The organism is Agrobacterium sp. CNPSo 2736 (assembly GCF_004005385.1).
In the GTDB taxonomy this organism is placed as follows: Bacteria; Pseudomonadota; Alphaproteobacteria; order Rhizobiales; family Rhizobiaceae; genus Agrobacterium; species Agrobacterium leguminum.
Map to the genome: position 1 here is coordinate 267,183 of NZ_RZTX01000002.1, position 21,559 is coordinate 288,741.

The 21,559-nt window shown below is 59.2% G+C and carries 22 protein-coding genes; 5 read left to right on the plus strand and 17 right to left on the minus strand.

Features of this window, described 5'->3' with window-relative positions; translation table 11 throughout:
- The 12 genes from lpxA to EM858_RS05385 all read right to left on the minus strand — a co-directional run bounded on the left by lpxA (nt 1) and on the right by EM858_RS05385 (nt 12,214).
- The gene (gene lpxA, locus EM858_RS05330) at nt 1–816 is read right to left on the minus strand and encodes an acyl-ACP--UDP-N-acetylglucosamine O-acyltransferase (RefSeq protein ID WP_080817118.1); all 816 of its coding nucleotides are present in this window, start codon (nt 814–816) and stop codon (nt 1–3) included.
- Nucleotides 813–1,280, minus strand: coding sequence for a 3-hydroxyacyl-ACP dehydratase FabZ (gene fabZ / locus EM858_RS05335; RefSeq protein ID WP_003521400.1), 468 nt, complete (start codon nt 1,278–1,280; stop codon nt 813–815). Before fabZ ends, lpxA begins: the two co-directional genes overlap by 4 nt.
- Nucleotides 1,273–2,340: a UDP-3-O-(3-hydroxymyristoyl)glucosamine N-acyltransferase gene (gene lpxD, locus EM858_RS05340; protein WP_003521402.1), complete on the minus strand. Its 1,068-nt coding sequence runs from the start codon at nt 2,338–2,340 to the stop codon at nt 1,273–1,275. The genes fabZ and lpxD overlap by 8 nt, the downstream gene beginning before the upstream one ends.
- Nucleotides 2,341–2,389: 49 nt before the next feature.
- The gene (bamA, locus tag EM858_RS05345; protein WP_080817119.1) at nt 2,390–4,714 is read right to left on the minus strand and encodes an outer membrane protein assembly factor BamA; all 2,325 of its coding nucleotides are present in this window, start codon (nt 4,712–4,714) and stop codon (nt 2,390–2,392) included.
- A gap of 199 nt (nt 4,715–4,913) precedes the next feature.
- Nucleotides 4,914–6,035: an RIP metalloprotease RseP gene (gene rseP / locus EM858_RS05350; RefSeq protein ID WP_164865332.1), complete on the minus strand. Its 1,122-nt coding sequence runs from the start codon at nt 6,033–6,035 to the stop codon at nt 4,914–4,916.
- A gap of 49 nt (nt 6,036–6,084) precedes the next feature.
- Nucleotides 6,085–6,918, minus strand: coding sequence for a phosphatidate cytidylyltransferase (locus EM858_RS05355; RefSeq protein ID WP_003521405.1), 834 nt, complete (start codon nt 6,916–6,918; stop codon nt 6,085–6,087).
- Nucleotides 6,918–7,661: an isoprenyl transferase gene (locus EM858_RS05360; RefSeq protein WP_127756093.1), complete on the minus strand. Its 744-nt coding sequence runs from the start codon at nt 7,659–7,661 to the stop codon at nt 6,918–6,920. Before EM858_RS05360 ends, EM858_RS05355 begins: the two co-directional genes overlap by 1 nt.
- A gap of 65 nt (nt 7,662–7,726) precedes the next feature.
- On the minus strand, nt 7,727–8,284 hold the full coding sequence (frr, locus tag EM858_RS05365; protein WP_003521407.1) for a ribosome recycling factor: 558 nt from the start codon (nt 8,282–8,284) through the stop codon (nt 7,727–7,729).
- Nucleotides 8,285–8,347: 63 nt separating this feature from the next.
- Nucleotides 8,348–9,070 (minus strand): UMP kinase, encoded by a 723-nt coding sequence (gene pyrH / locus EM858_RS05370; protein WP_003502561.1) that lies wholly within the window; start codon nt 9,068–9,070, stop codon nt 8,348–8,350.
- Nucleotides 9,071–9,167: 97 nt separating this feature from the next.
- On the minus strand, nt 9,168–10,094 hold the full coding sequence (gene tsf, locus EM858_RS05375; protein ID WP_003521408.1) for a translation elongation factor Ts: 927 nt from the start codon (nt 10,092–10,094) through the stop codon (nt 9,168–9,170).
- A gap of 359 nt (nt 10,095–10,453) precedes the next feature.
- A complete protein-coding gene (gene rpsB, locus EM858_RS05380; RefSeq protein ID WP_003496241.1) occupies nt 10,454–11,221 on the minus strand; it encodes a 30S ribosomal protein S2 in 768 nt (255 codons plus the stop codon).
- A gap of 192 nt (nt 11,222–11,413) precedes the next feature.
- A complete protein-coding gene (locus EM858_RS05385) occupies nt 11,414–12,214 on the minus strand; it encodes a cell envelope integrity EipB family protein (RefSeq protein ID WP_233284743.1) in 801 nt (266 codons plus the stop codon).
- Between the two features lie 158 nt (nt 12,215–12,372).
- Between EM858_RS05385 and EM858_RS05390 the strand changes: the two genes are divergently transcribed.
- The 4 genes from EM858_RS05390 to EM858_RS05405 are packed head-to-tail and all read left to right on the plus strand — an operon-like array spanning nt 12,373 to nt 15,224.
- Nucleotides 12,373–12,843 (plus strand): RidA family protein, encoded by a 471-nt coding sequence (locus EM858_RS05390; protein ID WP_003521410.1) that lies wholly within the window; start codon nt 12,373–12,375, stop codon nt 12,841–12,843.
- The gene (locus EM858_RS05395) at nt 12,840–13,580 is read left to right on the plus strand and encodes a glycerophosphodiester phosphodiesterase (RefSeq protein WP_164865315.1); all 741 of its coding nucleotides are present in this window, start codon (nt 12,840–12,842) and stop codon (nt 13,578–13,580) included. Before EM858_RS05390 ends, EM858_RS05395 begins: the two co-directional genes overlap by 4 nt.
- Entirely contained in the window at nt 13,577–14,770 is a 1,194-nt protein-coding gene (locus EM858_RS05400) for a GNAT family N-acetyltransferase (protein WP_127756094.1), read from the plus strand. Before EM858_RS05395 ends, EM858_RS05400 begins: the two co-directional genes overlap by 4 nt.
- Before the next feature lie 22 nt (nt 14,771–14,792).
- On the plus strand, nt 14,793–15,224 hold the full coding sequence (locus tag EM858_RS05405) for an HIT family protein (protein WP_003496252.1): 432 nt from the start codon (nt 14,793–14,795) through the stop codon (nt 15,222–15,224).
- 170 nt (nt 15,225–15,394) lie between these two features.
- Here the strand turns inward: EM858_RS05405 and EM858_RS05410 are convergent, their stop codons facing one another.
- Nucleotides 15,395–16,246: an urea carboxylase-associated family protein gene (locus EM858_RS05410; protein ID WP_127756095.1), complete on the minus strand. Its 852-nt coding sequence runs from the start codon at nt 16,244–16,246 to the stop codon at nt 15,395–15,397.
- A 110-nt stretch (nt 16,247–16,356) separates the two neighbouring features.
- Between EM858_RS05410 and EM858_RS05415 the strand changes: the two genes are divergently transcribed.
- Nucleotides 16,357–17,220 carry a LysR substrate-binding domain-containing protein gene (locus EM858_RS05415; protein ID WP_127756096.1) on the plus strand — a complete coding sequence of 288 codons (864 nt, stop codon included), beginning with the start codon at nt 16,357–16,359 and terminating at the stop codon, nt 17,218–17,220.
- 17 nt (nt 17,221–17,237) lie between these two features.
- On the opposite strand, the gene EM858_RS05420 is transcribed toward EM858_RS05415, so the two are convergent.
- The 4 genes from EM858_RS05420 to clpS form a co-directional block, all read right to left on the minus strand.
- On the minus strand, nt 17,238–17,582 hold the full coding sequence (locus EM858_RS05420) for an AzlD domain-containing protein (protein ID WP_164865316.1): 345 nt from the start codon (nt 17,580–17,582) through the stop codon (nt 17,238–17,240).
- The gene (locus EM858_RS05425; protein WP_003521418.1) at nt 17,579–18,337 is read right to left on the minus strand and encodes an AzlC family ABC transporter permease; all 759 of its coding nucleotides are present in this window, start codon (nt 18,335–18,337) and stop codon (nt 17,579–17,581) included. Before EM858_RS05425 ends, EM858_RS05420 begins: the two co-directional genes overlap by 4 nt.
- Nucleotides 18,338–18,507: 170 nt before the next feature.
- Complete coding sequence (gene clpA / locus EM858_RS05430; RefSeq protein WP_127756097.1) at nt 18,508–21,021, minus strand: ATP-dependent Clp protease ATP-binding subunit ClpA; 2,514 nt, start codon at nt 21,019–21,021, stop codon at nt 18,508–18,510.
- A 10-nt stretch (nt 21,022–21,031) separates the two neighbouring features.
- On the minus strand, nt 21,032–21,388 hold the full coding sequence (gene clpS / locus EM858_RS05435) for an ATP-dependent Clp protease adapter ClpS (RefSeq protein WP_003502541.1): 357 nt from the start codon (nt 21,386–21,388) through the stop codon (nt 21,032–21,034).
- Between the last annotated feature and the right edge of the window lie 171 nt (nt 21,389–21,559).

A 21,559-nucleotide genomic window follows, 5' to 3' on the forward strand; every position in this document is an offset into this window, starting at 1 on the left:
TCACTTGCCCCGGTTGGGCGAAGAGATCGCGCGGTCGGTGCCTGCGCCGATGAAATCGATGATTTCGAGCGCCTGCGGGCAATCCAGATAGTCGTTACGGTCGATTGCCGCCGCATTGCCGCGGATCGTACCTTCGGCCTCGAAAATCGCCTTGTAGACGCGTCTGACCTTGTGGATATCGGCACGCTCGATGCCGGCCCGGGTCATGCCGACGACGTTCAGGCCGCCGAGGATGCCGGGATTGCCATTCAGCATGCCATAGGGAATGACATCGTAATTGACCGCCGAAAGTCCGCCGATGAAGGCCTGGCGGCCGATGCGGGTGAACTGATGCACGGCACAGCCGCCGCCGAGAATAGCGCGGTCCTCAATGGTGACATGGCCCGCCAGCATCACATTGTTGGACAGGACGATGTGGCTGCCGAGGCGGCAATCATGCGCCACATGCGAATTGGCGAGGAAGAGATTATCGTCACCGATAATGGTCTTGCTGCTGCCATCGGAACTGCCGGCGTTCATCGTCACGCCTTCACGCATGATGCAGCGCTCACCGATCTCGAGGGTCGTTTCCGAACCGTCGTGGCGAATTGCCTGCGGCGTGCCGCCGATGACCGCCATGGGATGGACGACCGAACCACGGCCGATCACCGTCAGGCCGGAAACAACGGCGTGATTGTGCAGCTGGACATCGTCATGCAGCGTGACTTTCGCGCCAACATAGCTCAGCGCACCGATGACGACGTTTTCACCGATCACCGCACCGTCTTCGATCACGGCGCTCGGATGAATTCTGGCCGAGGCGGCAATCGTGCTCATTGCTGATCCTCGGGGATCATCATGGCGCCGACATCGGCCTCCGCCACCAGCGCGCCGTCCACCTTCGCTTCGCAATGGAATTTAAAGACATTGCCGCGCTGGCGCTGCTTGACGACATGGATTTCCAGACGATCGCCGGGAATCACGGGTTTGCGGAACCGCGCATTGTCGATTGTCATGAAGTAAACCAGGTGACCGCCCTCACCCTGGCTGCGAGCGCAGATTGCGCCTGCCGTCTGGGCCATGGCCTCGACGATCAGAACGCCCGGCATGATCGGCCGGTCCGGAAAGTGACCGGTGAAATGCGGTTCATTGACCGTCACGTTCTTGATGCCAATCGCCGAGTTGTTACCGTCGATCTCGATGATCTTGTCGATCAGCAGGAATGGGTAACGATGCGGCAGAAGCTTCATGACTTCCAGAATGTCAGCCGCGCCCAGCGCCGTCTTCGTTTCTTCAGTCATTGTTTTTCTCTCCTGTTTTTTTATCACGCCCTTCAGCGCGTGCCAGAATTTCGGCCATGTCGCGCAGGAAATATTTCATCGGACGCGCGGGCGTGCCGCCATAACGGGCGCCCGCCGGCACGTCCGCCACAACGCCGCTCATCGCCGCGATCTGTACGCCGTCGCCAATGTTGATATGGCCATTGATGCCGGCCGCGCCGCCAATCATCACACCGTCGCCGATGCGGGTGCTGCCCGCAATGCCGACCTTGCTGACGATGCCGCAATGGCGGCCGATGCGGACGTTGTGGCCGATCTGGACCTGATTGTCGATCTTGGTGCCTTCGCCGATGACCGTGTCATCCATGGTGCCGCGATCGATCGTGGTGTTGGCGCCAATCTCGACATTGTCCTGAATGATGACCCGGCCGATCTGCACGATCTTCAGCATGCCGCGCGGACCGGGCGCATAACCGAAACCGTCCTGACCGATGCGCGCGCCGTTATGGATAATCACATTATTGCCGATGAGGGCTGCAAGAACGCTTGCGCCGCCGGCAATGGTGCAATCGCGCCCGATCTGCACGTCCTGCCCGATGATGACGCCGGGACCGATCCGAGTGCCCGCGCCGATATGGGCGCCAGCTCCAATCACGGCAAGAGACTCGACGATGACGCCCGCCTCCAGCTTCGCGGATGGATCGACATGCGCAGCATGGGAAATTTCAGCTTCCATACGCGCAATCGGACCAGGCCGCATGGCGGAAGGATGCAGCAAGGCACCAACCTGCGCAAAAAGCGTGTGCGGGTTTTTCGATATCAGCGCAGGGGTGTGAGACGGAAGCATGTCTACAAGTGCGGCGTCACAAATGACGGCGCCAGCATCGCAGGTCTGCAGCTCATCGCGGTTCTTGCGCGAAAGAATATAGCAGAGCTGATCGGGTTTTGCCCGGTAGACCGGCGCAACGGACCGAATGATCCGCTCTCCCGCCGCGTCATCAGACAGTTCCGCCCCAAAACGGTCTGCGATATCTTTCAATCGCAGTCCCTCGTGGGGCGGAAAAAAGGCGTTGTATTCCATCAGCCGGAAACTCCAGAACGTTCAAAGTTGCAGTTCTGGACTGCCGATATCAGAAAGTGTTGGACATGCCAAACCGGAAACGCTGTTCCTCGTCGTAGTCTTCCTTGGCGAAAGGCACGGCGTAGTCGACGCGGATCGGACCGAAGGGCGACGCCCACATCACGCCGACACCGGCGGATGCGCGGATGGAGTTGTCGTCCTTCACACCTGCACTGTTGGCAACCTTGTTGCCATAAAGCGTGCCGGCATCCACGAAGCCAGCGAGACGCAGGCCGAAATCTTCCGGAACGCCAGGCATCGGGGCCGAGACTTCAGCAGAAGCGGCGAAATAGGTCGTGCCGCCGATGGAGTCGGAACCGATGCGCGGACCGATACCATCGTTCTTGAAGCCGCGAACCTGACGGCCGCCAAACTTGAACTGATCGAATACCAGCAGGTTGTCGCCCGTCGGCACCACGTGACCGGCCTGGCCGGTCAGCGAGCCGATGACATCGTACTCATCGGAAAGCGTGTAGAAGAAGCGAGCCTTGGCGTAAATCTTGTAATATTCGGAATCGCCGCCGAGACCTGCAAATTCGTTCGTCAGAGCAGCCTGCCAGCCTTCGCGCGGCATGTTGCGGTCATCGAGCGTATTGTAGTTCAGCGTGTTCGAAATGATGGACTGCGTCCAGTCACCGCCACGGATCAAGTCCTTGTAGGGCGCAGCAAGGTTGCTGCCGGTTTCCCAGTCGCCCTCACCGTCATAATTGAGCTGCTTGTAGGTGTACTTGAACGTCGTCGAGAGGTCCTCGGTGATCGGCGCGGTCACGCGCAGCGAGAAGCCCTGCTCGTCGTAGTCATAATAGTCTTCGCTGCGGCTCTGGCTCTTGAACAGGTCGAAACCTGCGGCAAGACGGTAGCCGAGGAAATAGGGCTCCGTGAAGGACAACGTATAGCTGCGCGCATCATCTTCACCCGCACCGGCGGCGAGACGGATATACTGGCCGCGGCCGAGGAAGTTCTTCTCTTCGATGGAGGCTTCGAGCAGCACACCGTCGTTCTGCGAATAGCCGGCGCCGATACCGAACGAACCCGTCGACTGATCTTCTACGTCGACAACGATGACGACGCGGTCAGGCGCGCTGCCGCCCGCGGTCGAAATATTGACCTTCGAGAAATAGCCGAGCGCTTCGAGACGACGCTTTGCAGCCGTGATGACCGTCTGGTTGAACGCATCGCCTTCGGAAATATCGAACTCGCGACGAATGACATAGTCACGCGTACGGGTGTTGCCACGGATTTCGATACGCTCGACATAGGCGCGCTCGCCCTGGTCGACGATATAGGTCACACCGATCGTGTTGCCAGCCATGTCGCGGTCGCCGCGCGGCGTTACGCGGGCGAAGGGATAACCTTCGCCGGCCACGCGCTTGGAAATCGCTTCCATGCTCTGCTGAACTTCCTTGGCGCTGTAGCTTCCGCCCTGATGGGTTTCCACGAGGCCCTGAAGCTCCGAACCGTCGACGCCCGGAACGGTCGATTCGACCGCGACGTTGCCGAAGTTGTAACGCTGACCTTCATCGACCGTGATGGAGATGGTGTATTCGTTCTTGGACTCGTCCAGCACAGCCTCGGAGGACACGACACGGAAGTCGGCATAACCGCGGTTGTAGTAGAACTGGCGCAGCGCCTCTTCGTCGGCGCGCAGCTTGTCCTCGTTGTAGACGTCCTTACGCGTCAGGAACGACAGCATGTTGGACTTCTTGGTATTGATGACGGCGGCCAGACGACCATCGCTATAGGCATTGTTGCCGACGAAATCGATACGGCCGATCTTCGTGCGTTCGCCTTCATTGATGACGAAAGCAATGTTCACACGGCCCTGACCGACGGAAACGGTCTGCGTGGTGACTTCGACATCGCTACGGCCGATGGCGGCGTAAGCTTCCTTGATGCGGGCGATGTCCGCCGTCACGATGGCCTGATTGAACGGGCCGAGGGACTGGGTCTGCACAACGCCGGCGAGCTTGTCGTCCTTGATCTTGCGGTTACCGTTGAAGACCACCTGGTTGACGAGCTGGTTCTCATTGACGGTCACGACCAGCGTGCTGCCGGAAACGCGCATGGAAACATTCGAGAAATAACCGGTGGCGTAAAGACGCTTCACCGATTCATCGATGTCCGAATTGGAAAAGTTCTTACCCGGCGCAATGGTGATGTTGGAACGCACGGAGTCCGCACCAGACCTGTCGGCCCCGCGAACATCGATCCTGCTGATGACGGCCGCATTTGCAGCGCCAGCAGAGGCAAGCACGCCAAGGCCCGCAACCGAAGCAACACCGGCAGACAGAGCAACCGCCGACACAGCGTTCAAAAATCTTGAACCAGCCTTCATTTCAATTCTTACCTTTTTACGTTGTCCCTCAGCGGGCGGAACCCGACTCCGGCCATGTGCGTCGTTTTACCTGCTTTTCCCCTACAAGCAAGCGCGAACGTTAAATTCTGTTTACTTCGTGCTCCAGAGTGGCTCATTCGCCACTTCGGCATAAAAACAAGGTAAACAAATAACTAACAAAACCGTTAAAACACAATCCTCAGCCGATCAAGCTGCTGATATCATTCCATGTTGCAAAAACCATAAGACCCAAAATCATCATCATCCCGATACGGAACGCGACTTCCTGCGCGCCCGCGCCGAGCGGCCTGCCGCGAATGGCCTCGATGGCGTAAAACACCAGATGCCCGCCGTCCAGAACCGGCACAGGCATCAGGTTCAAAAGACCGATGGAGACGGAAAGAACGGCGGCAAACTGGATAACGGCGGAAATGCCGAGCGTCGCCATCTGGCCGGAAGCCTGCGCCACACGCACCGGACCGCCAAGCTGATCGGCATTCATGCGCCCTGTCACGAGATTGCCGATATAGTTGAATGTGCCGGTGATGACGTGACCCGTTTCGCGCACGCCTTCGACCAGCGCCTCGGACGGCGAATATTCGATATGGCGGAAATTGCCGCTGGTCTGGTCGGTGACGATGCCGATAATGCCCATTTCCAGCTTGTTGCCGAACTGGTCTGTGGTTTCGGTGCGGGTCGGGACCATCGGCAGCTTCAGCTCCTCGCCCGCCCTTTCGACCGTCACCGTGATCGGCGTGCCCGGCCGGATGCCGACGTACCGGCGGACATCCTCGAAGGTCATCACTTTTTCGCCATCGATCGCGATGAGCCGGTCGCCGGGCTGCACGCCCGCGGCGGCAGCCGCGCTGTTTTCACGGACTTCAGCCACGACCGGATCAGCGATCATCCGGCCGTAGATGCCGAAGAGCACCGCGAAGATGAGAATGGCGAGAATGAAATTGGCGATCGGGCCTGCGGCAACCGTGGCCGCTCTTTTCCACAGCTTTGCGCCGGAAAGCGTCTGCGCCCTCTCCTCCAGCGACATATGCGACAGGCCGGAACTATCCGGCTTGCTCGCCGCATCCTCATCGCCGAAGAACTTGACGTAACCGCCGAGCGGGATCGCCGAAATCTTCCATCGCGTGCCGCGTTTGTCGGTGAAACCGATCAGCTCCGGGCCGAAACCGATGGAGAATGCGGTGGAGCGAATGCCGCACCAGCGACCGACCAGATAATGGCCCATTTCATGGACAAAAACGAGCAGCGACAGCACCAGGATGAAGGGCACGATATAGCCGGTCAGAAAGCCGGTCGCCGCCATTACTGTGTTCATGACAATCTGCCCTTTGTGTCGTGACCTTTCGCGCCGCTCAGAAACCCGGCAACAGACCGCCGCCCGATCCGGGCACGTCGCCGGTTGCCGCCGCATGCACGAAAGCAATGAGGAATACCGTAAAGCAGGCGAAAACAAGACCGTCGACACGGTCCATGAAGCCGCCATGGCCCGGAATGAGATGACTGGAATCCTTGACCTGGAAACGCCGTTTCACGAAGGATTCGAAGAGATCGCCGATCTGGCTGAACACCGAAAGGATCAGGGCGAGCCCCAGCACCAGCACGCTGATCCTGCCGTGATAGGCCATGGACACCGCGCCGCCGCCGATCACGGCCGCCACCGCCCCGCCAATCGCGCCGGACCAGGTCTTGCCGGGCGAGATCGAAGGCGCAAGCTTCGGCCCGCCAATGGCGCGTCCGACGAAATAGGCGAGAATATCCGTCGACCAGACGACGGCGAAGATAAACAGGATGGACACGAAGCCGGTCAGCTCGTCACCACGGATGGCCGCCAGCGATATGCCGCTCAGGCCCGCATAAAAAATGCCGCCCACCAGCCACCAGTTCCTGCCGCGCAAAATCGGAAACAGCGCCGCCGTCAGCGTAAAGCCGGATAAGAGCGGCAGATCGAGCGAGGATTCGCCGAATATCGTGTTGCCGGCGATGACGGCGACCGCGAACCAGCCCCAGGCATTGCCGGTCGAATTGGTCTCCGACAGCCGGGTAATCGTCGACCATTCATAATAGATAAGGATCGCCAGAAGGCCCGCGACGATGCGGAACAGAATGCCGCCATACCAGGTCGCGGCCAGAATGACCGCCGCCATGACGATTGCGGACACGATCCGCAGTCTGAGTTCACGGCTCATCAGGCGCCTGCCACGGCAACCTGCTCGGTGAGTGCACCGAAGCGGCGGTCACGCGTTGCATATTGCTCGATTGCGGAGAAGAATCGCTGGCGGTCGAAGTCCGGCCAATATTCGGGAACGAACAGGAATTCGGAATAAGCGGCCTGCCAGAGCAGGAAGTTCGACAGGCGCTCTTCGCCGCTGGTGCGGATGATGAGATCCGGATCGGGCATACCCGACGTGTCGAGTCTGGCCGAAATCATCTCCGGCGTAATGGATTCGGCATTAATCCTGCCGTCGGCGACATCGCGCGCAATCGCCGCTGTCGCACGCGCAATCTCGTCGCGGCTTCCGTAGTTGAAGGCGATCACCAGCGTCAGCTTGGTATTGTCCGCCGTCATCTGCTCCGCCTCTTCGAGGAGAGAGCGTATGTCATGCTTCAACCCCTGCCGGTCGCCGATGATCCGCACGCGAACATTTTCGCGGTGCAGTTCCGCAAGATCGCGCCGGATGAAGGCTTTCAAAAGCCCCATCAGATCGCTCACCTCGGATTCGGGCCTGCGCCAGTTTTCCGACGAGAAGGCAAAGAGCGTGAGATAGCGTATTCCGCAATCGCCGGCCGCGCGCACGGTCTCGCGCACGGCCTCCACACCGCGGCGATGCCCCATCACGCGCGGAAGACCGCGCTGCTTTGCCCAGCGTCCATTGCCATCCATGATGATGGCGACGTGCTCGGGTATGGAGGAACGTGTCGTCGTCGGCATATCGATCCAGTAACAGGGCAGCGCGGAATTAAAACGAATAAAATACAGGTCTATCGCGAACGATATCAGACCTGCATGATTTCCTTTTCCTTCTCGGCAAGCAAGCGGTCAATTTCCGAAATCGTGTCATCGGTCATTTTCTGAACCTTTTCCGACTGTCCACGGCTTTCGTCCTGACCGATGTCACCGTCCTTTTCGGCTTTTTTCAGACCATCCATGCCATCGCGACGCACATGGCGAATCGCCACCTTGGACTTTTCGGCATAATCATGGGCGACCTTGACGAGCGATTTGCGGCGCTCCTCGTTGAGCTCAGGCAGCGGGATACGCAGGTTCTGGCCGTCGACGATGGGGTTGAGGCCGAGATTGGATTCGCGGATTGCACGGTCGACGGCGTTGACCATCGACTTGTCCCAGATGTTGACGCCGAGCATGCGCGGCTCCGGAACGGTGATATTCGCAACCTGGTTCAGCGGTACGCGCGAGCCATAAGCCTCGATAGTGACCGGATCGAGAATATTGGCCGAAGCGCGGCCCGTGCGAAGCGATGCGATATCGCTCTTGAATGCATTGATGGCGCCGTCCATACGGCGCTTGATATCGTTGAGGTCAACACCACTCATCTTGATACTCCATCTTGTCGGCCAAGCCGGCCGTAATCGCCCCTTGAGGCGGCATCGTTTTGATTATTTGTCGTGCACGATGGTCTTGCGGCCGCCGCCGGTCAATATCTGCGCAAAACCGCCCTTCTCGTGGATCGAGAAAACAATGATCGGAATGTGGTTTTCGCGGGCAAGCGCAACGGCGGCGATATCCATGACCGCCAGTCCCTTGCCGAGCACTTCGCTGTGGGTCAATTCGTCGAAACGGGTCGCCGTCGGGTCTTTCTTCGGATCGGCGGAATAGATGCCGTCCACCTGCGTGCCCTTGAAGATCGCTTCTGCGCCCATTTCCGCAGCGCGCAAGGCCGCGGCAGAATCAGTGGTGAAGAAGGGGTTGCCGGTGCCGCCGGCGAAAATCACCACACGCCCCTGCGCGAGATGATGGAGCGCCGCACGCTGCGAGAAGCTCTCACAGATTTCAGGCATGGCGATTGCGGACAGAACGACGGTATCGATGCTGAGCTTGCGCAGCGAGGTTGCGAGCGCCAGCGCGTTGATGACGGTGGCCAGCATGCCCATATGGTCGCCGGTAACGCGGTCGCCGCCCTTGGAGGCCACGGCAACGCCGCGGAAAATATTGCCGCCGCCGACGACAACGCCGACTTCGACGCCCATCGCCCTCGCCTCGGCGATATCGGAGGCGATGCGGTCAGCCACCGCCACATCGATACCGAAACCCTGATCGCCCATGAGGGCTTCGCCGGAAGCCTTGAGAAGAACGCGTTTGTAGATCGGCTTGGAAGACATCATGACTCCTCGGAAATGTAACCGAAACGCGGATACACGAAGGGCACCGCGTTGTCACGCGATGCCCTCCCGTTTTCCCAAGATTGGGTAAATATAATCAGCCCTTGGCGACGGCTGCGACTTCGGCTGCGAAATCGCTTTCTTCCTTCTCGACGCCATCGCCGAGCAGCAGGCGAACCATGCCCGTCACTTCGATGGAAGCGCCGGCTTCCTTTTCGGCTTCCTTGACGGCAGCGCCGACGGTCAGGTCCGGGTTGATGACGAAAGCCTGCGACAGAAGGGCGACTTCTTCGAAGAACTTGCGCATACGGCCATCAACCATCTTTTCGATGATGGCTTCCGGCTTGCCGGATTCGCGGGCCTGTTCGATGAAGACGTTGCGCTCGCGTTCGGCAACGGCGGCGTCGACTTCTTCAGCGCGGATGGCGAGCGGGTTGGTCGCAGCGATGTGCATGGCAACCTGGCGGCCGATGGAGTTCAGAACGGCCTTGTCGCCTTCCGACTTCAGGGCAACGAGAACGCCGAGCTTGCCGATGCCGTCGCCGGCAGCGTTGTGGATGTAGGTCGCAACAACGCCGTGCGGAACTTCGAGCGCTGCCGAGCGGCGGAGCGTCATGTTCTCACCGATGGTGGCAATCGCGTCCTTGATGCTGTCGGCAACGGACTTGCCGGTTGCCGGATAGGTGGCAGCGGAAACAGCGTCAACGGTGCCGTTGGTGGTGAGGGCAACCTGGGCGATACCGCGGATGAGGTCCTGGAACGCATCGTTACGGGCAACGAAGTCGGTTTCGGAGTTCAGCTCAACGACGACAGCCTTGTGACCCATGGTGGCAACGCCGACCAGACCTTCGGCAGCCGTGCGGCCAGACTTCTTGTCGGCCTTTGCGATGCCCTTGGCGCGCAGCCAGTCGATCGCCGCTTCCATGTCGCCATTGGTCTCAGCAAGAGCCTTCTTGCAGTCCATCATGCCTGCGCCAGACTTTTCGCGCAGTTCCTTCACCATTGCGGCTGTGATTTCGGTCATTGTTTGCCTCTTATCGGTTCGATCGGTCAGCCGGCGGAATTTGCCGTGCCGAAGTTCTGGGTGATGACTGTACCCGGCCGCACACCCTTTGAAACCGGAGAGGATTTCAGGAAAGGGGCATGCGCATTCCCAAGTGCTGCGGCGTCTCCATGCATCGAGATGATGGGTGCCGCCGAAGTGTGACAGCGTTATGAAGACTGCCTTCCGTTTCAACCGCATCGGACGCCAGCGATTTCCTAAAAACGTGGCGGAGCGCTTGAAACGAACAAGGCCGTCAACCCATTGAAGGTCTTTGACGGCCTTGTCATATCCTGGTCGAGGAGACGGCGACAAGAAATCGCCGCCAGACAGGGCCTAAATCAGGCGCCAGCCTCGTCTTCGAGAGCGGGCTCGATCGGAGCTTCTTCCGAAGCGCCGATGTCGCGGCCGGAAGCGCCCTGCTGACGGGCGATACCGTCGATGGCAGCGCGGGCGATCAGGTCGCAGTAAAGCGAGATGGCGCGCGAAGCATCGTCGTTACCCGGGATCGGGTAGTCGATGTGGTCCGGGTCGCAGTTGCTGTCGATGATCGCAACGACCGGAATGCCAAGACGCTTGGCTTCTTCGATCGCGATCTTTTCCTTGTTGGTGTCGATGATGAACATCAGATCCGGAACGCCGCCCATATCGCGGATACCGCCGAGAGCCTTTTCAAGCTTTTCGCGCTCGCGCTCGAGGTTCAGGCGTTCCTTCTTGGAGTAGCCGGAAGCTTCCGAGTTCAGGATTTCATCGACCTTGCGCAGGCGCTGGATCGAGTTGGAGATGGTCTTCCAGTTGGTCATCATGCCGCCGAGCCAGCGGGAGTTGACGTAGTACTGGGCCGAACGCTTTGCGCTGTCGGCGATGATTTCGGACGCCTGACGCTTGGTGCCAACGAACAGAACGCGGCCGCCGCGAGCAACGGTGTCGGACACGACCTGAAGGGCGCGCGACAGCATCGGAACGGTCTGGGCCAGGTCGATGATGTGGATGTTGTTACGGTCGCCGAAGATGTACGGCTTCATCTTCGGGTTCCAGCGGTGCGTCTGGTGGCCGAAGTGAACACCAGCTTCCAGAAGCTGGCGCATAGAAAAATCGGGCAATGCCATGCCTTGTTACTCCTTTTCCGGTTTAACCCCCGCGAAGCGAACAGCACCGATTTTCATCGATACCACCGGGCGGAATGGACCGGATTTCTCCCGGAACATCCCAAGCTTCGCGTGTGGAATGGTGAGCCGCATACAGTCGCCCGCATGAAAATGCAAGCATTTATGCGAAAAAACCGCAGAAACAGCCGCGTTTCAGCGAACCGGCTTGTTTTCGCAGGTTTCGGGCTTGAGAATATCAAGCTTCGCAAGCTTTCCCGTCAGGACGAAATCGCCGTAATCCATCGTCAGATCGCGGGTGATTCCGTTTTCGTAAAGCTTGAACGACATGCGGTAGATCGGCAGCGCGTCCGTGCCGGTCTTGTCGTTGTAATAAGCGATCGTTACCGGCCAGAATGCCGCCTTGGCGAAATCACCCGCCTTGCCGGCGTCGGCATCGCCATCCTTCGGCATCTGCGACTTGCCGACGAGGGTGGAGGTGATCAGGCTTTCATCGCCGTCATCAGAACCGTCGAATATCCGGGATTCGAAGATGCGCTTTCCCTGTTTCGCATGTTCGATGACCTGGAACATGTGCTGCGTCGGGAATTCGCTGGCGACGAGGCTGACCTGGCGGGCATCCGGGCGGGTCAGATCGACCTTCACGCCATCGGTGCCGTCGGTCGCAGCGCCCTGCACTTCCTTGTCCAGCTTGTCGTCGGTGTAGGACTTGGTTTCGAAGGTGAATTTCTTGGCCGTCAGATCCTCGAAGGTCGTGGTCTGCTGGTCGGTCATGCGCACGGCATCGCCGGTGTTGATCTGCGTCACGAAACGGAAATCCGTCTTGTAGCCCTGACAGGCCGAGCCGGTGAACTCATAGACCATGCGGCCCGTCATGCCCTCGATCCCGGAGCGATCGGACGCATCCTTGAGTTCGAGATCGTAGACGGCGCGGTGGGCGACGAGATCGGGAACCGTGACCGGCAAGGCATTGGCAGCGTTTGACAGGCCGGTCATAAGCCCTGTTGCGGCAACGAAACCAAGCGTCCTGACAAACATGCAATATCTCCTGTTGGACTCGCCGCTCATATTGTACAAGCAACCGCCCGGCTTTTGGATCAACATCTTCTGAATGCCGGATTCTTGAAGGATTTACAACAAAACCGGAGACGAAAATGTCGGACGTCATCGAAGGCCGCCTCAAGGAACTTGGCTTTACGCTCCCCGTAGCCGCAGCACCAGCCGCAAACTACGTTCCATTCACCATCAGCGGCAATCTGCTTTATGTATCGGGTCAACTGCCGATGGAATCGGGCAAGATTGCGGTGACGGGCCTCGTTGGCCGCGATGTCGACGTGCCAGGCGCCCAGCGCGCGGCCGAACTTTGCGCCGTCAACATTCTCGCACAGGTCAAGGCCGCTTTGAATGGCGATCTCTCGAAAATCCGCCGTGTCATCAAGCTGAATGGCTTTGTTGCGTCGGTTCCGGAGTTCGTGGAACAGCACCTCGTCATCAACGGTGCTTCCAATCTCATTGCCAATGTTCTCGGTGAGCCCGGCAAACATGCCCGCGCCGCCGTCGGCATGGCCTGCCTGCCCTTCAACGCCGCCGTTGAAATCGACGCCATCGTGGAAATCGACGTATGACGCTGAAACTCTCCTGGCTGACGGCTCAGCCCGTCGCCCATCGCGGTTATCACGATCTCAATAAGGCGGTGTGGGAAAACACGCTTTCCGCCTTTTCCCGCGCTATCGAGGCCGGTTTCGCCATCGAATGCGACGTGCAGCTGGCCGCCGACAGCGTGCCGGTGATCTTTCACGACGACGACATGGCCCGCCTGACCGGCATCAAGGGCGATGTGCGCGAACGCACATCGGCCGAGCTGTCGCTTCTTGCCGTCGGCCAGACCGGGGACCGGGTCCCTACCCTCAAGCAGCTTCTCACGCTCTGCGCCGGCAAGGTGCCGCTGGTCATCGAGCTGAAAGGCCGCGCCGGTGAAGGCGTCGACGACGGTTTTGCCGAGGCGGTGCTGGAAGACCTCGAGGGCTATAAGGGCCAAGTGGCGCTGATGAGCTTCGACCACCATCTGCTGAAAGATCTGAAGGCGGCCGGCTCGCCCTGGCCGCTGGGTCTGACGGCCGAAGGGGACAAGCCGGAAGACTTCTTCAAACATGACGAAGCGATGCAGATGGGTCTCGATTTTATCTCCTATCATTGGGGTCATCTGCCCAACAGCTTCATCGAGGCGCAAAGAAAACTCGGGCTTCCGGTGATTACCTGGACAGTCAGGGATGAAAATGCGCGCGAGACTACCTATAAATATGCGGACCAGATGACATTCGAAGGTTTCGACCCGAGAGAGAACCCGTCCGCCACGGCATGACAGAAGACTATTCCATCAGCATTGCGCAATCCTTCAGGGATATCGATCCGGAAAGCTGGAAACGGCTTTCCGGAACCTCGCGCAATACGTCAGGAAAAATCTACAACCCCTTTATTTCCCATGAATTTTTATCGTCCACGGAAGAATCCGGGTCGGCGACAGCCAAAACCGGCTGGCTTGGGCACCATCTGCTTCTCGAAAACGCCTCCGGTGCTCTCGTCGGCGCGGTGCCGGCCTATCTGAAGAACCACAGCAAAGGCGAATACGTCTTTGACCACGGCTGGGCGGATGCTTTCGAACGGGCCGGCGGTCATTATTATCCGAAACTGCAATGCTCGGTTCCTTTCACGCCGGCAACCGGACCACGGTTGCTCGTCTGCGAAAACGAGGACGAGACACGTTTCAAAACACTCCTGGCCTCCGGTCTCGCGCAGGTGACGGAAAAGATCGGCGTCTCGTCGGCACATGTCACATTTCTGGAAGAAAACGATCTCTCCGCCCTTCTGCCCCGAGATTTCCTGCACAGGACCGACCAGCAGTTCCACTTCATCAATGACGGTTATCGTGACCACGATGATTTTCTTGACGCCCTTTCCTCGCGCAAGCGCAAGGGGCTGAAAAAGGAGCGCCGCGCGGCGCTGGAAAACGGCATCGAGATCGATTGGCTGACGGGAAGCGACCTGACCGAAGATATCTGGGACCAGTTCTTTGCCTTCTACATGGATACTGGCAGCCGCAAATGGGGCCGGCCCTATCTGACGCGGGAATTTTATTCGCTGATCGGTGAGCGCATGGCCGACGACGTGCTGCTGGTGATGGCGAAACGTGAGGGGCGCTATATTGCCGGTGCGATCAATTTCATCGGCTCGGACGCGCTTTATGGCCGCCACTGGGGCTGTATCGAGGATCATCCGTTTCTGCATTTCGAGGTCTGCTATCATCAGGCGATCGATTTCGCGCTTTCCAGGGGATTGAAACGGGTGGAAGCCGGCGCCCAGGGCGAACACAAGCTGGCGCGCGGTTATGTGCCGGTCACCACCCATTCGGCGCATTTCATTGTCCATCCGGGCCTGCGCCGCGCCATTGCCGATTATCTTCAGCGCGAGCGCGAGGAAGTCGAGCATATCGGCGATTATCTTGATGAACACACGCCCTTCCGCAAGGGCGAGAGACAGGAACCGGACGTATAGTCCGCCATGAGGAGAGATTACGATGACGGCCAGCGCCTATGACGACAACAATATCTTCGCAAAAATCCTGCGCGGCGAAATTCCGAGCCACAAGCTTTATGAGGACGAGCATACGCTTGCTTTCATGGATGTGATGCCGCAGGCCCCCGGCCATCTGCTCGTGGTTCCCAAGACCGGTTCCCGCAACCTGCTCGATGCCGACCCGGAAGTGCTGGCGAGGACCATTCCCGTGGTGCAGAAACTCGCCGTGGCGGCCAAGGAAGCCTTCGATGCCGATGGCGTCTTTATCGCGCAGTTCAACGAACCGGCGGCTGGCCAGACCGTTTTCCATCTGCATTTCCACGTCATTCCGCGCAAGGAAGGCGAGCCGCTGAAGCCGCATTCCGGTGTGATGGCCGATGGCGAAGTATTGAAGGCACACGCGGAGAAGATAAAGGCTGCGCTTGCTTCGTGATGGTTGCCTCGCAGGCGCGTATCCTGCAAAGCGTAGCACATCCCCACGCCGTCACCCCGGACTTGGTCCGGGGTCCAGTGCGATCAAGTCCTTGATCACGAGAGACTCTTCTTACGGCGCAGACGCGCATTGATTGGATGCCAGATCGTGTCCGACTGTGTCGTTTCTCATCATTCCACAGGCAGATATGCATTCCTCTCCGGCCATGGCCAGCCCTCAAGCACCGCCATATCCGGCCTGAATATTTCCACCTTCAGCGGATAACAGGCCGCGGTATCGCTCGAATGCGTGGCGCTGCAATCACCGCCCGGGCAGGCGGAAAGCGCCCCGATAAGATCGATCTCCGCAAAGAATTCCAGATAATCACCCGGCCGCACCGGGCTCGCCTTCATGAAATACTGGTGTGTGTCGTGGGTGAAACCCGTACACATAAAGACATTGAGGACGTCATGCACATGCGGCTCCGCCTGCCGGAACGACAGCCCCTTGGCGGAGGCGAGCGCATTGGTCAGATTGGAATGGCAGCAATGGTGGTAATCGCCGCCGCTGAGCAGCTTGTTGGTATATGGATCGCAGCGTGTGCCGATCACGTCATGCACGCCGCCGCCGTCTTCGTCGAAGCCATACCATGATAGCGTATCATGCGTGATCGTCGCCATCGGCCGCAGGGATGGCAGGTTGCTCCACAGCCGGTTGCCGACCGAAACATGAGTGGCGTGCAGGGCGCGGGTCTTGCCGCTGAAAAACCGCTCGGTCAGATCATGGGCGTTCCAGAGGTTCAGGTCTCCGACCTGCGGACCTTCAACGCTTACGATGCGAAAGAAATGCCCCTTCGGCACATAAAAGCTGCGGCCGTCTCGCGGCGGCACGATGACCTCATCGATCTTTTCCATGCTTCGTTTGGCTTCTTCTAAACGCGCGAGGTCCGGCATTTCAAGCGTCCCGTTCGGATAAACGACAACAGGACGGACGGCGCGGCGTTCAGCGGCGTCGACGGGTTCGGCGGCGGGCATGGGGGTCATGAAATCCTCGGGCAATCAAAATCTCGAGGCGAAATTGCGCCATGTGTGCCCGCCTGACAAGACGGGTTTTTCTTGCGCTCAGCCCAAGTCTTACTTACCCTTGAGACACCATGAAATTACCACCGCTCACCACCCTGCGCGCATTCGAAGCCGCAGCCAGAAGAACGAGTTTTTCTCTGGCTGCGCAGGAACTTGGCATGACCGCGACCGCCGTCAGCCAGCATGTGCGCAACCTCGAGGCCTGGCTTGGCGTTGCCCTGTTCGAGCGGCATGCGCGGGGCGTGAGGCTTACCCCGGCCGGAAAGGAATTCGGCGCGACGGTTTCGACCGCCCTACGCCAGATCGCTTCTGGCGCCGCCCGGATCCGTCAGGGCCATGACCGCATGACCGTCCGCCTTGCCAGCCTGCCCTCGGTCGTGGCGCATTTTCTGACGCCCCGTCTGCCTCGCTTTCGGGCGCTTTACCCCAATATACAGGTATCCATCAGCTATTCCGGCGCACATCACGCAATACCGGCCGATCTCACCATAGGACATGGCATCGCCTCAGGGGAAAATGCGGTAGCGCTTTTCAGCGCGGAGACACGGCCGACATGCGCGCCGGACTATGTCGCCAAATTCGGTCCTTTTGACGATGTTGACAGCCTGTTACGAGCGGAATTGCTGCATGACGACACCGAGGCGGCCTGGCAGAACTGGTTCGCAGCCGGGGGAATATCCCTGCCCGATAACGCCGGCCCGGTTTTCGCGGATTTCAATCTGCTCGTGACCGCTCTCAAAGCCGGTCAAGGCATCGGCCTCTGCCCGACAGCGCTTCTTCACGACGAGATCGCCGAAGGCCAACTGACCGTGCTCTTCGATCGGGCGGCCGATACTGAGAAATATTACTGGCTGATGGAAGCCGAAGAGATGAGCGCACCGGCTAGACTTCTTGCGGATTGGCTTGTTGCGGAAGCCCGAGAGAGCGGTCTCTGAGGTGGAATAAACCAGTCTCAGAAACCGAGCGCGAACAATCCACCCGCCAGAAGCAGGATTGGCACCGCCACGCCGACGATGACCCGCTGGCCTGCCATCAAAAATGCGATGAAACCGAGTGCGGCAGCGCCGATGCGCAGCCACAGGGGGGATGCCTCCAGCGTTCCGGTTGGAAAGACGATCAGCTTGGCGGTGACGGCCATGACGAGTGCGGTGGCGACTGCCCTTACCCAGTGCAGCGCTTCGGAATCCTCCTTCAGGCGGTTGCCGGCAAGAACACCGAGCCAGCGCCAGAGATCGGTCGCCAGCCAGCCGGCAATCGCGATGAAGAGATAGGGCGCCCACCAGTTTTCGGTCATCATGGCTCGCTCTCCGGTGAAACGGGTTTGATCCTGCGGCGGAACACGAGGCGGTCAATCACATATGCTAGAGTGCCTCCGCCGATCCCGGCATAGAGAATATCGAATTCCGGTGCGATGACCGCGAAGGCAGGCCCGGCGATGACGCCGATGACGAAGGCGACCTTGACGACGGAATGGCGGGCCGAAGCCCAGATCGATGCCACGAAATAGACCGGCGTGAGAAAAAACAGCACGCCGGCGACGAGCGGCGGAAAGGCAGCAACAACGCCGTAACACAGGCCGACGATGATGGCATTGACCACGGTGAGCGTCATGCCAAAACCGGCAAACCAGGCGGCGCGGGCTTCACGCGGCACCCTGGAGAGATTCTGCGTGGCAAAGACCCAGGCGGTGATTGCGACGAAATGCGAGAGGAACAGCAAAATCCATGTCGGCGTCTTCGCGCCGCGCATTTCCGGAACGATGGAGGCGACCATCGGCATCATCCGGACCGACGACAGCGTCACCGCCAGAAAGCAGGCGGCAAGATTGGCGCCGCCGACCATCGAGCCGATCAGGATCATCTTGGCCGGCAGGGCCCAGATCATCAGCGTCATGAACACGGCTTCACCGCGCGCGACACCCGATTCCAGCGCGAAAGCGCTGAAACCGACGAAAGATGTCATCAGAATGAGCGAGGGCAGCGAGAATATGCCCCGCATTCCCCGGAAAAACCAGCCGCTCAGGGGGATGGTATCGCTGTCGGCAGTCTGCATTGCTGACCCACTTGTGCAAGTCACCCGAAACTGTGCCACGGCTTCGGGATAACGTCATGCATAAAACAAAAAATGAAACGCGCCGCAGGTATCAGGGAAAACGCGACGCGCTTCATACATGAAAATGCCGGGCTTTCGCCCGGCATCGGTTTATCTGTCGAAGACCTCGATCATTTCTTCTTCGGCACTTTCGGCACCGCATTGGTCTTGCGCCGCGGCTTGCTGTCCTCGTCCGACTTGTCGGCCTCGGCAACAAGGACATCCGCCTCTTCATTGGTCTTCGCCGCCTTGGAGGCGGTTTTTGTCTTGGCCTTTGCCTTGCCGGGCGATTTGGCCGCCTTCAGTTCGGCCTCCGGCTGCGGCTTCACGGGCGCGGTCTCCGGCAGAACCTCGAGTACAAGGCCGTCGGATCCGTCATCCTTCTTGCCGACGGTGACGCTGACGACGCCGCCCTTCTTGAGCTTGCCAAAGAGGATTTCGTTGGCGAGCGGCTTCTTGATGTTTTCCTGGATCACGCGCGACAGCGGGCGGGCACCCATCTTTTCGTCGTAACCCTTCTCCGCCAGCCAGGAGATCGCATCTTCATGCAGATCGAAAGTGACGTTGCGCTCGGACAGCTGGGTTTCCAGCTGCATGACGAACTTCTGCACCACCTTGTGGATAACGGCGGTCGGCAGCGGCGAGAACGGAATGATCGCATCCAGACGGTTGCGGAATTCCGGGGTGAACAGACGGTTGATCGCCTCTTCATCCTCACCCGTGCGCCGCGAAGAACCGAAACCGATGGCGGATTTCGCCATTTCGGATGCGCCCGCATTGGTCGTCATGATGAGGATGACGTTGCGGAAGTCGATCTTCTTGCCGTTATGGTCGGTCAGCGAGCCATGGTCCATCACCTGCAACAGGATGTTGTAGATGTCGGGATGCGCCTTTTCAATTTCGTCCAGCAGCACCACGGAATGCGGGTGCTGGTCGACGCCGTCGGTCAAAAGACCGCCCTGATCGAAGCCGACATAACCGGGAGGTGCGCCGAGCAGACGCGACACGGTATGGCGTTCCATGTATTCCGACATGTCGAAGCGCAGCATCTCGACGCCGAGCGAGGCGGCAAGCTGCTTGGCCACTTCCGTCTTGCCGACGCCCGTCGGGCCGGAGAAGACATAGGAGCCGATCGGCTTGTTCGGTTCGCGCAGGCCCGCACGCGCCAGCTTGATGGCCGTGGCAAGCGCCTCGATGGCGATATCCTGACCGTAGACGACGGAACGCAGTTCCTTTTCAAGATTGGCGAGAACCATCTCGTCGTCCTTGGAGACCGTCTTCGGGGGAATGCGGGCCATGGTCGCGATGGTGGCCTCGATTTCCCGTTCGGTGATCAGCTTGCGGCGCTTGGAGGCCGGCAGCAGCATCTGCGCCGCACCGGTCTCGTCGATCACGTCGATAGCCTTGTCCGGCAGCTTGCGGTCGGAAATGTAGCGGGCTGACAGTTCCACGGCAGCCTTGATCGCCTCATTGGAATATCTGAGGTGGTGGTAATCCTCGAAATAGGGCTTCAGCCCCTTCATGATGGCGATGGCGTCATCGATGGACGGCTCGTTGACGTCGATCTTCTGGAAACGGCGCACCAGCGCGCGATCCTTTTCGAAGAATTGCCGATATTCCTTATAGGTGGTCGAGCCGATGCAGCGGATCGCACCCGAAGACAAAGCAGGCTTCAAGAGGTTCGATGCATCCATCGCGCCACCCGAGGTCGCGCCCGCACCGATGACGGTGTGGATTTCATCGATGAACAGAACCGCGCCCGGATACTCCTCTAGCTCCTTGACAACCTGCTTCAGCCGCTCCTCGAAATCGCCGCGATAGCGGGTCCCCGCCAAAAGCGTGCCCATGTCGAGCGAGAAGATGGTGTCATTGGCGAGCGCTTCCGGCACCTTGCCTTCAACGATGCGCTTGGCGAGACCTTCGGCAATCGCCGTCTTGCCCACGCCCGGATCGCCCACATAAAGCGGGTTGTTCTTGGAGCGGCGGCAGAGGATCTGGATCGTGCGGTTGACCTCGTCGTGACGGCCGATCAGCGGATCGATCTTGCCGTTTTTCGCCTTTTCATTGAGGTTGATGCAATAGGCCTTCAGCGCATCCTGCTGCTTCTTGGCGGAGGATCCGTCTTCCTCGGGATTGCTGCGGCTCGCCTTGTTTTCGCTTTCCGGTTCATCGGCACCGCGCGGCGTGCGCGTCTGCGACGTGCCGGGGCGCTTGCCGATGCCGTGGGAGATGTAGTTGACCGCGTCGTAACGGGTCATCTCCTGCTCCTGCAGGAAATAGGCAGCGTGGCTTTCGCGCTCGGCGAAAATGGCCACAAGCACGTTCGCGCCGGTCACTTCCTCGCGGCCGGACGATTGAACATGGATGACGGCCCGCTGGATAACCCGCTGGAAGCCGGATGTGGGTTTGGAATCCTCGTCGTAACCCGTGACGAGGTTTGTCAGTTCATTGTCGACGTAATCGCTGACAGTCTTGCGAAGTGCATCGAGATCGACATTGCAGGCGCCCATGACAGCTGCGGCATCCGCGTCGTCGATCAGCGCCAGAAGGAGATGTTCCAGCGTCGCATATTCGTGGTGACGCTCATTTGCAAAGGTCAGTGCCTGGTGCAGCGCCTTCTCGAGACTTGGGGAAAAAGTTGGCACGTTGCGATCCTCATTTCTTTTCCATGACGCATTGCAGCGGATGCTGGTGCTGTCGGGCGAAATCCATGACCTGGCTTACTTTCGTCTCTGCGACCTCATATGTAAACACCCCGCATTCGCCCACGCCGTGCTGGTGCACGTGCAGCATGATGCGGGTTGCCGCTTCGCGATCCTTCTGGAAAAAACGCTCCAGAATGTGGATGACGAACTCCATGGGAGTGTAGTCGTCATTCAGTAAAAGAACACGGTACAAATTCGGTCTTTTTGTTTTTGGCTTGACGCGGGTGATAACAGACGTCCCGCGGTTGGTGCCGCCGCCGTCTTCCCCTTCGCCCTCGCCCTGCATGTAGATCGGCTTAGCGATCATCTTTCATCATTCTCCAAACTGTTCTCAAACCGACAGTTCTTTGCCAGGAGGGAGAACTTCGCCTCTTCATATCTAGGTCGTTAAGACGCGATTTTAAGCCCCTTGCGAAACGGTGCAATCACTATTGCGTTTGCGAAGAGGCAAACCTCGGGAAAAGTGCGGATATGGGGG